This window comes from Sphingorhabdus wooponensis (assembly GCF_003933235.1).
Classification (GTDB): domain Bacteria; phylum Pseudomonadota; class Alphaproteobacteria; order Sphingomonadales; family Sphingomonadaceae; genus Sphingorhabdus_B; species Sphingorhabdus_B wooponensis.
In genome coordinates, this window is sequence record NZ_RWJI01000001.1 from 282,150 (window position 1) to 295,186 (window position 13,037).

A 13,037-nucleotide genomic window follows, 5' to 3' on the forward strand; every position below is an offset into this window, starting at 1 on the left:
CTGTTGCGCTGCAACAAAAAATTCTCGATCCCGCAATCGTTCAAATGCCGCGAAATTCAGGTTAATCATATAGGTTGCAGTTGCATCATTTGCAACAGCCATTGCACTGTTCGCACTTGCACAAAAAATCAAATCGAGCCATATGAACGGGGCCTTATAGGCATCCTCTCCTAAAGACTATTTCAGGGTCGGCTTCGGTCGGCCCTTTTTTTTATCCAAATTCGGCCTTCGCGTGAATGCAGTATAGGCTTTTCGCGCCTGTCAGGATCAAGGGGGGAGCCATTAACTCCTAGATTTCCGGGACAACCAATGCGCGCCGTCCCCAAATGATCAGGAACAGTAAAGCCGCCGAGATCAGGATGAATGTGGCAGGCTCCCAATAATTGAACAAAGCAACACCAACCGCAGGTGCGACAATATAGGCGGCACCGTTAATCGAGGCGATTTTGCCTGCAACGTCGCCTTGCTCATGGCGATGGACTGCGAGAGATGCACCTGCCGTAAAGCCTGGCCGGAACAGCCCAAAGCCAAGCGAAGCAATGGCAAAGCCTGTGCTAATGCCATAAAAATCATGGCTGATGCCTGTCAAAATCGTGCCCACTAACGCCAAGATTGCGCCCAAGAGCACGGAATTTCTCGCCGCAAGTGAAAGCATAGGGATGAGGCCCCATTGTGCCAACAAGGTTGCCATTGCGCCAATGAGCATCACGGAGCCACTAGCTTGCACGGCCTCCCACGGGCGATCATGTAATCCAAGCCGGTCTCGTACCAGAAAGCCGACTACGCCTAAAATAATTGCCTGAGCATGGCCGCCGATCAACCCGGCAATCAGCCAAGACGCCATCCGTTCGTCGCGCCAAGGTAACCGGACCTCGCTGTCAGGCAATACCGAACCCAAGGCATCACCATCGACATCTTCATCATCTGGTGAATTCATAGATGCGGCATTTGGATAAGCTGCAACGGCACCGCGGGCTTCAAAACGCGGGGTATCATTGGGCAATTGAACGTGTAGTGCAATCAACACTGCCACACCAAAGGCAGCAAACATGATCAGCGGCCCAGCTAGACCGAAAGGTGGGAATAGAAAATAATGCGCTGTGGCCGGGCCAATCACGGTGCCAACACCAAAAGACGATGCAAGCATTGATAACGCCTTGGTGCGCTCGGCGCGTTCGGTTCGGGCGGCGACATAGGCCTGAACAGCGGGTGGTGCAGCCGAACCAAAACCGCCGTAAAGGCTTCGGAATAACGCAAACAGGATGAAGGTTACGACTGGGCCTATCAGGCCCGCGAGCCCCAGCCAGAGTACCAATCCGCACAAGCCCATTGATGCCGCAAAGCCGATCACGCCAACGCTCATCAGTTGTTTGCGACCACGACGGTCCGACAGGCGTGCCCATTTGGGGGCTGTTATAACCCACAATAATGCAGACCAACTAAAGGCAAGGCTGACCCATACGTCTGGCATATCCAATTCGCTGGCGATCGCGGGAAGGGCCGACTGCATTGCGGTGTTGCCCGCCGCGGCAACGAGCATCACCATGAACAATATGACAACGCGGCTACTGGGAATGGCTTGTACCGCGCTCATGCTTTTTTCCAATCATAACTGCGCGTCACTTTTGCCACATGCAGGCTGTAATCCGAATACCATAGATCTCGTCCAGCATCGCGTATTGCCGAATGATCGGGGTGGTCGCGCCACGCCTTTGCGCTTGCTTCGTCCGTCCAATAGCTGATGGTAATGCCAAGTCCATCGGTGCCACGTGTCGAATCTATGCCGATATAGCCGTCTTGCTGCGCGGCCAGCTCACTCATCATTGCGGCAGCCTTAGCGTAACCGTCGGCGTCCAGCTCCGTGCGCTGTGCTACAAAGATAACCGAAATTGTGCCGTTGCTTAGCTTTGCCATGTGAAAGGCATAGGACCGATAGACAATATATTGCAAGCCAAGGGGAACAGAATGTCATCTGACGCGGTTAAAGGAATCGCGGCCATTTGTGACTGTGCGTGTTTCCTGACAACCACCTCTGGATCCCTTTTATGATATCTACAAACTGGACTAAAAAAACGGTGTTGAAACGCATGAAGGGCCGCGTGCAACTCTTTTTGGGTCCGTGGGGCGTTTTCTTGAAAGGCTTTATCAAACATCCGATGATGGTCGGGTCGATCGTCCCATCGTCGTCGCAGACAGTGAAAAAAATGTTGGCGCCAGTCGATTGGGACAACACGAAATTGTTTGTGGAATTTGGACCGGGCATTGGGACTTTCTGCCAGCCCATATTGGACCTCATGCGCCCCGATGCCACGCTGCTGGTCATCGATTTAAACAAAGATTTTATTGGATATCTGCGCCACAATATTCGCGATAGTCGCTTCATCGCGGTCCATGGTTCGGCGGCGGAGGTGAACGCAATCATAAACAATTTCGGGTTTGCACATGCGGACTATATTCTATCAGGCCTACCATTTTCGACACTGCCCAAGGATCTTGGGCCAATAATTGCCAAGGAAACTGCAACGGCGATCCGGCCCGGTGGTGCATTTCTTGTCTATCAATTTCGCGCCCGAGCGCGTGATTTTATGACACCGCATTTCCGCAGGATCGTCCATGGGTATTCTTTATGGAATATATTGCCTTGCCACCTGTTCTGGGGCTGGAAAGATTGATTATGATTTTCGGATCAAGCGGAATTTGATCCGGCGACCAATCGTGTAATCGACGGAATTGACCAAAAAATAGGCAATGCCAGCCTTAAACCGGCTCCAAATAGTGTCCCGCTTTTTTAACAGAACCCGTGTCTGCTCTTCCGATTGGGAGACAAGTTCGTCAATCAGCGTGCACATATGCAAAGCAAGGCCAGCGTCTTTGATGCGCACCATAATTTCCAAATTGATAAACATGCTGCGGATATCCAAATTTGCGGAACCAATATAGACCATGTCATCAATGACCATAAGCTTCATATGGAGTGGACGCGGTTGATATTCGAAAATCCGAGTTTTGCGGCGCATCAGATAGCGATAAAGCAACCGCGCAGCGGCAATGGTTGCCCCATTATCGGTCTTTCCAGCCATTATGAGGCGCGACCCTTTGTTGCGCCTGGCGGTCTTGGCAAGGCGCCGTAATATGGTTTGGGAAGGCGAAAAATAGGCAGAAACAATGTCAAATTTCTTGCCGATATCCAAGGATCGTTTGAAGGTGAGCGCCCATGGCGAAATCCGGTTCGTTGGGCCGCCTAGTAACCATTGCACTTGACCAATACCCGGCCGCCATTGGCGAATAATATTGCGTATCTGTCGGAAACTGACGTTGCCGCCATTCGACGCTTGCGCCATATCCTCGAAATAATCGCTCAGTCGTTGGGCCTGCGGACCAGATACGATTATGCCAAGATCTTCCCAGCTATCGTCACCTGCACGCCCGAAATAGGAATCGGCAATGTTGAAACCGCCTACAAGCGCGTGGATAGCATCAATGATCAGCATCTTCTGGTGATTACGGATCAGGTAGCCAAGGCCCTTGCGGGTACTGAAGCTGTGATATTCGCCGCCTGCGTCAAGCAAAGCGTCGAAGAACCTATCGCTCACCTGTGTTGATCCAAAGCTGTCTATAATCAATTGCACGCGCACGCCGCGCGTCGCCGCCATAACGAGCGCGTCACGCATTTGCTGACCGGTCTCGTCTGCACAAAACATATAGAAAAACATTTGTATCGATTTTTGCGCCATTGCGATGAGCTGCAAAAGGGCGTTCAGGCGATCTTGCGGCTGATGAACCAAGTGCAGGTCATGGTCCCCAACCTGAAAGTGCGTTCCGGGGAAGCGGAGCTTGCCTGATTGGACTGTCATGTTGTTAGCGATACCGCTTTGCACAGTGCGCCGCAAGCGAGCCGCCCTTTTCATTGACATTTTGCCCTTTAATCTTTAGTGGCAAGCAACTTTCCGAAAATACGAAGAATCAGGAGCCAATATGGCACGCGTTACTGTTGAAGATTGCATCGACAAGATCACCAACCGGTTTGACCTTGTATTACTCGCCGCCGAGCGTGCGCGTGAAATCTCTGGTGGCGCTGAACTGACCATCGATCGTGATCGTGATAAAAATCCTGTCGTTGCTTTGCGCGAAATCGCCGAGGAAACCGTTCGTCCCGACCAGTTGAAGGAAGGCCTTGTGCAGTCGCTTCAGAAGGTACAGGTTGATGAGGATGAAGAAGCGGATGAGGTTGGCTCGATCAGCTTGTCCGCCGAGGCTCTCCGTTTGACTGCCGCTGCGCCAGCACGTGGTGCAGGCATGCAGCGCGATTACGATCGGTAATATTCACATCATTGTGGAATGGATCAGGCCCGGCTCGTCCGGGCCTTTTCTTTTGGCTTTCGGACACCGTGCTGATAAACAAATGAAATGGACGGAGATTTGGGGGAAGCAGCAGATATCGTCACCGGTGCAGCAGTTGCCCGGGCCGTCGAACCGTCAGCAGGCGAGGGATGTGGGCAATCTGGGACATGCCTTAATTGCGGCACCGATCTGCTTGGTGCGCATTGCCACGCCTGCGGACAAAAGGGGTCTGTGCACCGGACGATTGGAGCGTTTGGGCATGATATCCTACACAGTGTGCTGCACTTTGATGGCAAGATTTGGCGGACGTTGCCGCTTTTGTTTTGGAATCCCGGTGAACTGACGCGTCGTTATGTCCACGGCGAGCGGGCGAAGTTTGTATCTCCATTGGCACTGTTTCTGTTCACTGTTTTTCTTACCTTTGCGGTGGTTAACCAGCTGATGCCAGATGACACGGGCATGAGCGGCGCAGATGACGGCTCCCTCCAGGTGACAATTGATAGTCCCGATTTCGCGCTGGAACGGCAAAAGTTACAAACAAAAATAACGCGTTTAGAAAATGAAATCATTGATGCGCGTGACGCGGGCAAGCCAACAGCCGCGCTTGAAGAACAGCTTAGCTCTGACAAGCTCGGTTTGCGGTTTATGGGTACAGCGGCCGGAACCTTTGGCGCCAATAAAGGGAAGACTGACAACCCAAGCCTTAGGGACACCGATTTTCCAGGTGCCGCTGCTCTAATAAAAGCGGCTGAAACAGCGACCAAAAACCCACAGTTGCTGCTCTACAAAATGCAGTCCAATGCATATAAATATAGCTGGGCCCTAATTCCGATTTCGGTGCCCTTTGTTTGGCTGCTTTTTTTCTGGCGGCGGCAATATAAGATGTTCGATCATGCTGTATTTGTGACCTATTCGCTGACGTTCATTATGCAATTAGGTGTGATATGCACATTGTTAATCAGCTTCCCTCAAACCGAGGTTATAGGCGGATTACTGCTTAGTCTTTATCCGCCGATCCATATGTATCGGCAATTGCGAGGCGCTTATCAGACATCACGATTTAGTGCTTTCTTGCGTATGTGCTTGCTATCCGTTTTTGCGATTACGGCGCTGACCTTATTTGCCGTTCTCGTCATCACAATTGGCGTTACTTGAAAGCATATATGGCGTTTTTTTCTGTTGCCCAAATTTGACGCGATAGCCGCCAATTTGTGATGAGCGCTATTACCTGCGCATCGTTTTGATTCTGAAATTCAGCAAGGAAAGCGGCGGATGACTATTTCACGCCACGCATCGCGAACCGACTGAACTTGCCTGCGTTCTTTCGGAATTTTACTGAATTCACCAATGAACTGCTCTGCATTTAGCCTATATTTCTTAGGCGCGCAGAATAATGGGGACCCTGCTGCGCGCGCTGCCTCATTCTCGGCTTTGACAGACTTCGCCGCTTCTTCAAAAACGCGGATCATTGGCTTCAAGTCTTTCGCAAAGACCGCGCCCATGCCCTTTTTTTGCAAAGCTACAGCTTTTACAAAAAAGGTTTCAGCGTCCATGGCATTGGCTGGAACAGAGCACAACAGAGCACCCACGACCACAAGCACAGCATATTTCATTTTGTGACCTCAACTCTCTCCCGATTGGGGATAATGCGTAGAGGTCGCAAATAAAAGCTGAAAACTAAATGCCTTGTGGCGTAGCATCTCCGACCGGCGCAGATTTGCCGCGTCCAGCCTTCGGTATGGCGGTGCCTACCGTTGGAATGGACGAAGGCTTTACGACCTTGCCATCATCACGTTCGAATTTGCCAGTTTCCAAAAGCTGATTTATTTCGTCGCCAGAGAGCGTTTCAAATTCTAGAAGCGCGTTGGCTAGCAGCTGCAGCTGATCATTATGTTCAGTCAGCAAATCGGTTGCCCGTTTATGCCCGCCTTCAACCAACTTGCGAATTTCGGCATCGATCTTGCGCGCTGTTTCGTCCGACATGGCTGAACGTTGCGACATGCCATAGCCAAGATAGCCTTCTTGACGCTCTTCATATTGGAGTGGACCCATAGTGTCCGACATACCCCATTGCGTGACCATGTCGCGCGCAAGGCTGGTTGCATATTGGATATCGCTCGATGCACCTGAACTGACCTTGTCATAGCCGAAGATTAATTCTTCTGCCACACGGCCACCCATGGATACCGCAAGGTTGGCATGCATCTTGTCACGGTGATAACTGTAATTATCGCGCTCAGGCAGCCGCATGACCATACCCAAAGCGCGACCACGAGGAATAATCGTTGCCTTGTGGATGGGGTCCGATGCTGCCTCATGGATCGATACGATAGCATGGCCCGCCTCATGATAAGCCGTCATCTTCTTTTCATCTTCAGTCATGACCATCGACTTACGCTCGGTGCCCATCATCACCTTGTCTTTGGCATCCTCAAATTCTTGCATCGCGACCAACCGTTTGCCACGACGTGCGGCCAGTAAGGCGGCTTCGTTCACGAGGTTGGCAAGGTCAGCTCCGGAGAATCCCGGCGTTCCTCGCGCAATCACACGCCCATCGACATCAGGGGCCAACGGCACTTTTTTCATGTGTACTGCGAGGATCTTGACACGGCCATCAATGTCCGGACGCGGCACAACAACCTGACGGTCGAAACGGCCGGGACGTAGCAAAGCTGGGTCAAGGACATCAGGTCGGTTGGTCGCTGCAACGATGATGATACCTTCATTGGCTTCAAAACCGTCCATTTCGACTAGCAACTGGTTCAATGTCTGTTCGCGCTCATCATTCTGATTGCCAAGGCCCGCGCCACGACTGCGGCCTACTGCGTCGATTTCGTCAATGAAAACTATGCAGGGTGCGTTTTTCTTCGCTTGCTCAAACATATCGCGTACACGGCTGGCGCCAACGCCCACAAACATTTCAACAAAGTCAGAACCCGAGATCGAAAAAAATGGTACGCCAGCTTCGCCGGCAATTGCGCGGGCAAGCAATGTCTTACCGGTGCCCGGCGAACCAACAAGCAAAGCGCCCTTTGGAATCTTACCACCAAGGCGGCTGAATTTTTGCGGGTCTTTCAAAAATTCGACGATTTCCTGAAGCTCTTCGCGGGCCTCATCAATTCCGGCGACGTCATCAAAGGTTACCTTGCCATGTTTTTCTGTCAGCAATTTAGCCTTCGACTTACCAAAGCCCATGGCGCCACCCGCGCCGCCGCCCTTTTGCATTTGCCGCAAAACGAAAAACGCGATGCCTAGGATGAGCAGAAACGGCAGCGCTTGATATAACAGGATTAGAATCAGGCTCGGCTGCTCTTCCGCTTTGCCTTGAACATCTACGCCTTTTTCATCCAGCAACGGATAGAGGCTATTATCGCCCGGAATTGGAACGGTAACGAAAGCTTCGTCATTTTGCAGCTTGCCGCTGATACGCTCTGGCGCGATCGCGACGGATTTGACTTCGCCCGCCTCAACCTTGTCGCGGAAAGACGAATAGCTGATGCCCTTCGCCGTTTCTGACGAACCGTTAAATATCGAGGCGACAAGCAAAAGCGCCACAATAATCCCAGACCAAATGGCCAAGTTGCGGAGCATCGGGTTGCTTTTGGGCTCTTGTTCGTCGTTCATCATTGCTGCCTTGTTCTGTGCCCGCGTTCAATACGTGGATTAACTAGGCTAATGTAGGGTCGAATGTGTGAATGACAATATAGCGATTGGCAAAATTACGGGCTGTTTTTCTCAACTACGCCTGGGGGGTGCTTTGGAAAACTGCCAATCATCTCCACCCAGGCATTTGATATTGCCAATCATGGCAGTTCGGGCATTTTCAAGGTCGGCTAACAATCGGTCAATCGCTTCACCCCGCGGCGCAATATTGATGTCCATTGTCCTGATGCAGCGGATTAAGAGCCGTCGTTTCAATTCACGAGGAAGGCCGCTTGCCTTGCAGATGATAACGTCATTTACTTGGTTTATTCTCTGTGCGGCCAGCGTGTCTGTCATCCAGGCCAAAGCATCGGACGCATCTGCTAATGCACGTGCTGTCCGCAGCGCCCGAGGTGCAGAAAATGGATGCTGCGTGCTAGACAACCAGTTCCGCATCGCAACCCGATCAAAGTCGATGTTTGCGTTACTGGGGTCGTCGACTGCTTGAATGCCGGCAATGGAGCAGATCTCGGCAAGCTCCGCTTTTGTGAATTCTAAAACTGGCCGGATGACGCGGCCATTGCGGGCGCGAATGCTGGACAAGCCATCGACGCCGCTGCCCCGTGCAAGCCGCATAAGCAGTGTTTCCAATTGGTCATCGGCATGATGCGCTGTGGCAATGTGCTTGCAATTTTGCGCATCGGCCGCACGTTCCAACAAGGTGTAACGGGCCGTGCGCGCGGATGATTGCAGGTTGCCAGATATTTTTGCATCAGGTGTTAAAATGATATGCGGTATGTCCAAGTTGCGGCAAATTTCTGCAACAATTTTCGCCTCGCCAGCGGACTCTGGTCGCAATTGATGGTCTACAGTTACCGCAACCAATTTGCCGGGCAACGCTTGCTGCGCCAGCAGCAAAAGGGCAAGACTATCGGGGCCGCCCGAAACCGCACACAATAAGCGATCATCAGCACAGCCTAGACGGCAAAGTGCTGCCCTAAAACGGTCGAGAAAGACCGGTTCTAGCGTTACTTGCACTTAGCCCTTGTTTTGCTGGATGTGAGGCGTTCGGCCAAGCGACCAGTCGCCGCATCAGGATATGCCTTTGCTAATTCACCAAAAGCTTCGCATGCCTCCACTGCCTTTCCAAGGTCAGTCAAAGCTGAGCCCAAGAAAAGTAAGCTATCCGGCGCGCGGTCACCACGTGGATCAGCCTTATAATTTTCGTAAAAAACCTTCACCGCAGTTGCTGGTTTTTTGTCGTCTAACCATGCTCGGCCAAGCAAATTTCGCGCATAGCTTGCACGTTTATGTTTCGGAAATTTTGTGACGATTTCTTCAAGTATCGCTTGCGATTCCGGATAGAATTTGGCTTCCCATAAGCGGTAGCCATAAGTGTAGCCATCTTCGAACACATCACCACTTGCGGGGCGCTCGATTGCGGCCACCGCAGCGACGCGAGCTGGGTTTGGCTTAGCGGAGCTTGCCGGCTTTGTTGGAGATACGCTGGTTTTAGTTTTCGGCGCTGCAGCAGTGGGCACTGCTGTTGGCGCAACTGTCTCAACAGACGCTACCGCCTGGGCAGCCAGTTGCGCCTCAATCATTTTCAACCGGCCCTCAAGTCCGCGCATATTGTTGCCTTGCAATTCGACTTGCCCAGTCAGTGTTGCGAGCTGCGCTTCGAGCGCATCTATGCGCGCGGTTAGATCAACCGCTACAGATGTTGAACTGTTCGTTATGCTTGGTGCTGCCGGTGACTGAATCTCAGGTTCGACAAATTTACCGGCGCCATTAGGGAATACCTGGCGCTGAACAGCCCGCATTTCCTTCTCGAGTTTGCCTACGCGTCCGTCAATATTCGCATCCTGCGCCATTACTGGTGCGCTGAGCGCGAAAGCTGCACAGCCAAGAATAACGCCCCGAATATACATTAAGTTACTTCCCTTTACTAAACTCGAACGACGGGTATAGCTTACTGCAATCCTGCGATAAAGGCCATCGCTGCATTTCGATAAAAAAATTGAACTATATCGTAAATTCGTGCCGTAAAAATTAGGATCACTGATTTGGGTTGGCTACCAAAGATGCCGCAGGCGGCGGCGCATTTTCATTTATGCTACCACTCGTAACAGCTGTATCATCCACGGTCGTGTTTGGCTTTAGCGTTTTAGCCGTTGGCACCGTTTTGGGCACTGACGTTGGTGTTTGCGGCTCTGGATTTGGCTGTAATGCGTAAGTTCTGAAAATCAGATAAGCGGCTAGAACCAACGCGGCAAATGACGCTGCTGTCCATGCCAAATTCTTAGAAGGAACACGTGCGGGATCGGTTGGCTCATAATTTTGGAGCGGGGCCTCATATCTTTCATGTCCGCCGCTCGATAACTCGGCGCGCAGTGCATTCACTATCGCAATATCGTCTAGAGAAACCGTGCGTGCGTAAGATCGAACAAAACCAATCGTATATGTATGCCCCGGCAACGCGCTGAATTCGGATCTTTCAATAGATTCCAAATGGCGCATGGGCACGCGTGTCTCGGCTGCGAGGTCAGAGAGGCTCATGCCCATCCGCGCGCGCGCAGCCTTGAGCTCTTGACCTACAGTCATAGGCTCCGCTTCCACAAGAGGCATTTCGTTCACTGCAATCTCCACGACCCGCTCCCCCGCCTCTGCGTGCAGTTGCGCGGATAATGAGCGCCAATTCAATAATGTCAATGTTAATTGCAGAAAATTAGATAATACAGGCGCAATTCTTTATCCGATTTCAATACCTTGACCAATTGCCCAAGCTGTCAATTCTTCACGCAAATTCTCTGTAGGATTGTTGAGCAGTTCATTCATTTTTGCGCGAATATCAGAATGGCTGGTTGATCGGATCATGGCCTTGATAGGTCCAACGGCGGCTGGTGTAATCGACAATCGACGAATGCCGATGCCCATCAAGGCTAGTGCTTCCAGCGTCCGTCCACCCATTTCGCCACACACTGCGACGTCGACCTCGTGGCCGTCTGTAGCTTTCACAACCCGCCTAATGAACCGCAGGATAGCAGGGCTCAGCCAGTCATAGCGCTCTGCCAAGCGGGGATCTGCGCGGTCCGCCGCAAAAAGAAATTGGGTCAGATCGTTGGTGCCAATGGACAGAAAGTCAATCTTGGGCAGAAGGATATCAAGCGTTTCAGCCAAGGCCGGAACCTCAAGCATAGCGCCAAAACGGATTTTGTTAGGCAGCACTTTCTTCTGCCGACTTAAAAATTCAATCTGGCCGTCGAAAATGGCCTTAGCAGCATCAAATTCCCACGGCTCGGAAACCATCGGGAACATGACGTTTAGCGTGCGACCAGCCGCTGCCTCGATCAACGCGCGCGCCTGCGCCTTCATTAATCCGGCGTGATCAAGCGATAGCCGAAGTGCGCGCCATCCAAGCGCGGGGTTTTCCTCTTCGTTTGTCTCATCCTTCAGATAGGGGAGCGCCTTGTCTCCGCCGATATCCAGCGTGCGGAAAATGACTGGCTTGTCGCCCGCCGCGTCTAAAACGTCTCGGTAAAAGCGCTGCTGACGCTCGCGTTGTGGTAAGGTCGCCGAAATTAGAAACTGGAACTCAGTCCGAAAAAGGCCCACACCTTCCGCGCCGGTGGTCGCTAAAGCTGACATGTCATCGCGCAAGCCAGCGTTAATCATTAATGTAACTGGCACCCCGTCTTTAGTAACGGATGCTTCATCGCGCATCGCGGCATAGCGCGCCTTTTTCTTCTGCCGATCAACAAGATCATGTTGAAATATTTCCTCTGCGGCAGAGGAAGGGCGCACGATGACGCTTTTGTCATCGGCGTTCAGTAATAACATGTCGCCGTCGCGCACCTTGTGTCGAATGCCACGCACCCGACCAAGAACCGGAATGCCCATGGCACGTGCCACGATAACCACATGCGCGGTAAGCGAGCCTTCTTCTAGGACCACGCCGCGCAGACGCCTTTTGTCATATTCCAGCAGTTCTGCTGGGCCCAAATTGCGCGCGATCAGGATAGAATCTTTCTTTAGCCCCAGTTGCGCGGCGGTGCTCATTTGCCCGGAAACGATACGCAGCAATCGGTTCGAAAGATCCTCCAGATCGTGCATGCGATCGGCAAGCAGTGCGTCGTCAATCTGCCGCATGCGCATGCGCGTGCGTTGCTGAACGCGCTCAATGGCGGCTTCGGCCGTTAGACCGCTATCAATGGCCTCATTGATCCGGCGGCTCCAGCCTTCATCATAAGCGAACATTTTGTATGTCGCGATGACCTCTTCATGTTCTCCGCCAGTGCCAAAATCAATCTGGCTGGTCATGCGGTCGATTTGTTCACGCATTTTATCGAAGGCGGAATAAACGCGTTGGCGCTCGGCTTCGATATCCTCGGCGACCGTATGCTCGATGCGCACATTCGGCTGGTGGAAAATAGCGACGCCAGCGGCCGCGCCTTTAACAAGCGGTAATCCCGTTAGACTGATCGTGCCGGTTTCATTGCTGCCCCGTGCGGTTGGCTCGTCAATTAGGTCGGCGTTGGCAATGAGTTCCGACAACACCATGGCAACGGTTTGAAGCGCCTCAATCTCGACTTCTTCATATTTACGCGGCTCGACATGCTGGACCGCGAGCACGCCGACAGCCCGTTCGGACCGTACAATCGGCACGCCGGCAAAGCTGTGAAAGCGTTCTTCACCCGTTTCTGGGACATAACGAAAATTCGGATGTGCCGCTGCCTGATCCAGGTTCAGCGTTTCGACATTTTCAGCAATTGTCCCAACAAGACCTTCGCCCAGACCCAGTCGCGTGATATGCACGGCAGCTTGGTTCAACCCGCGCGTGGCAAATAATTCAAGTGCACCATCGCGTAATAAATAAATCGAGCACACTTCGCTCGACAGCGCTTCGCCAATGATGTTGACCACATGGTTCAGCTTACCCTGCGCATGATTTTTCGAGGCCATTACCTCGTGCAGACCAGTCAGGATATTACGGGCAGAACGTGTAGCGCTTTCCATCGGCTACACCTAGCAGAGACCGAACGGGCAGGCGATAG

12 protein-coding genes are annotated in these 13,037 nt (G+C 52.2%); 3 read left to right on the top strand and 9 right to left on the bottom strand.

From position 1 onward, the window contains the following. Nucleotides 1-289 precede the first annotated feature (289 nt). A complete protein-coding gene (locus D7D48_RS01530; protein WP_125229622.1) occupies nucleotides 290-1,594 on the bottom strand; it encodes an MFS transporter in 1,305 nt (434 codons plus the stop codon). Then, a complete protein-coding gene (locus tag D7D48_RS01535; RefSeq protein ID WP_125229623.1) occupies nucleotides 1,591-1,914 on the bottom strand; it encodes an antibiotic biosynthesis monooxygenase family protein in 324 nt (107 codons plus the stop codon). The genes D7D48_RS01530 and D7D48_RS01535 overlap by 4 nt, the downstream gene beginning before the upstream one ends. Before the next feature lie 131 nt (nucleotides 1,915-2,045). Here D7D48_RS01535 and D7D48_RS01540 point away from each other — a divergent pair, with 131 nt between their 5' ends. Continuing rightward, complete coding sequence (locus D7D48_RS01540) at nucleotides 2,046-2,672, top strand: class I SAM-dependent methyltransferase (protein ID WP_125229624.1); 627 nt, start codon at nucleotides 2,046-2,048, stop codon at nucleotides 2,670-2,672. Here D7D48_RS01540 and D7D48_RS01545 read toward each other — a convergent pair whose 3' ends face one another. After that, entirely contained in the window at nucleotides 2,673-3,908 is a 1,236-nt protein-coding gene (locus tag D7D48_RS01545; RefSeq protein ID WP_185739748.1) for a phospholipase D-like domain-containing protein, read from the bottom strand. 67 nt (nucleotides 3,909-3,975) lie between these two features. On the opposite strand from D7D48_RS01545, the gene rpoZ reads away from it, so the two are divergent. Then, nucleotides 3,976-4,320, top strand: a complete 345-nt coding sequence (gene rpoZ, locus D7D48_RS01550) for a DNA-directed RNA polymerase subunit omega (protein ID WP_125229626.1) — start codon at nucleotides 3,976-3,978, stop codon at nucleotides 4,318-4,320. Between the two features lie 252 nt (nucleotides 4,321-4,572). After that, nucleotides 4,573-5,496 carry a DUF3667 domain-containing protein gene (locus D7D48_RS01555; protein ID WP_245964297.1) on the top strand — a complete coding sequence of 308 codons (924 nt, stop codon included), beginning with the start codon at nucleotides 4,573-4,575 and terminating at the stop codon, nucleotides 5,494-5,496. Nucleotides 5,497-5,594: 98 nt separating this feature from the next. On the opposite strand, the gene D7D48_RS01560 is transcribed toward D7D48_RS01555, so the two are convergent. From D7D48_RS01560 to ptsP, 6 genes are all read right to left on the bottom strand, one after another. After that, nucleotides 5,595-5,954, bottom strand: coding sequence for a hypothetical protein (locus D7D48_RS01560; protein WP_125229628.1), 360 nt, complete (start codon nucleotides 5,952-5,954; stop codon nucleotides 5,595-5,597). Nucleotides 5,955-6,018: 64 nt separating this feature from the next. Then, nucleotides 6,019-7,965: an ATP-dependent zinc metalloprotease FtsH gene (ftsH, locus tag D7D48_RS01565; RefSeq protein ID WP_125229629.1), complete on the bottom strand. Its 1,947-nt coding sequence runs from the start codon at nucleotides 7,963-7,965 to the stop codon at nucleotides 6,019-6,021. A 111-nt stretch (nucleotides 7,966-8,076) separates the two neighbouring features. Continuing rightward, on the bottom strand, nucleotides 8,077-9,021 hold the full coding sequence (gene tilS, locus D7D48_RS01570; protein ID WP_125229630.1) for a tRNA lysidine(34) synthetase TilS: 945 nt from the start codon (nucleotides 9,019-9,021) through the stop codon (nucleotides 8,077-8,079). Beyond that, nucleotides 9,012-9,914 carry a tetratricopeptide repeat protein gene (locus D7D48_RS01575; protein WP_245964298.1) on the bottom strand — a complete coding sequence of 301 codons (903 nt, stop codon included), beginning with the start codon at nucleotides 9,912-9,914 and terminating at the stop codon, nucleotides 9,012-9,014. Before D7D48_RS01575 ends, tilS begins: the two co-directional genes overlap by 10 nt. Before the next feature lie 127 nt (nucleotides 9,915-10,041). Next, nucleotides 10,042-10,695: a helix-turn-helix domain-containing protein gene (locus tag D7D48_RS01580; RefSeq protein WP_125229631.1), complete on the bottom strand. Its 654-nt coding sequence runs from the start codon at nucleotides 10,693-10,695 to the stop codon at nucleotides 10,042-10,044. 39 nt (nucleotides 10,696-10,734) lie between these two features. Further along, nucleotides 10,735-12,999, bottom strand: a complete 2,265-nt coding sequence (gene ptsP, locus D7D48_RS01585; RefSeq protein ID WP_125229632.1) for a phosphoenolpyruvate--protein phosphotransferase — start codon at nucleotides 12,997-12,999, stop codon at nucleotides 10,735-10,737. Nucleotides 13,000-13,037 lie beyond the last annotated feature (38 nt).

Excerpts from the sequence above, each read along its gene's own strand:
- D7D48_RS01560 (WP_125229628.1), bottom strand. The coding sequence starts at position 5,954 with ATGAAATATGCTGTGCTTGTGGTCGTGGGTGCTCTGTTGTGCTCTGTT.
- D7D48_RS01575 (WP_245964298.1), bottom strand. The coding sequence starts at position 9,914 with ATGTATATTCGGGGCGTTATTCTTGGCTGTGCAGCTTTCGCGCTCAGC.
- ftsH (WP_125229629.1), bottom strand. The coding sequence starts at position 7,965 with ATGAACGACGAACAAGAGCCCAAAAGCAACCCGATGCTCCGCAACTTG.
- D7D48_RS01540 (WP_125229624.1), top strand. The coding sequence starts at position 2,046 with ATGATATCTACAAACTGGACTAAAAAAACGGTGTTGAAACGCATGAAG.
- D7D48_RS01545 (WP_185739748.1), bottom strand. The coding sequence starts at position 3,908 with ATGAAAAGGGCGGCTCGCTTGCGGCGCACTGTGCAAAGCGGTATCGCT.
- D7D48_RS01530 (WP_125229622.1), bottom strand. The coding sequence starts at position 1,594 with ATGAGCGCGGTACAAGCCATTCCCAGTAGCCGCGTTGTCATATTGTTC.
- D7D48_RS01535 (WP_125229623.1), bottom strand. The coding sequence starts at position 1,914 with ATGGCAAAGCTAAGCAACGGCACAATTTCGGTTATCTTTGTAGCACAG.
- ptsP (WP_125229632.1), bottom strand. The coding sequence starts at position 12,999 with ATGGAAAGCGCTACACGTTCTGCCCGTAATATCCTGACTGGTCTGCAC.
- rpoZ (WP_125229626.1), top strand. The coding sequence starts at position 3,976 with ATGGCACGCGTTACTGTTGAAGATTGCATCGACAAGATCACCAACCGG.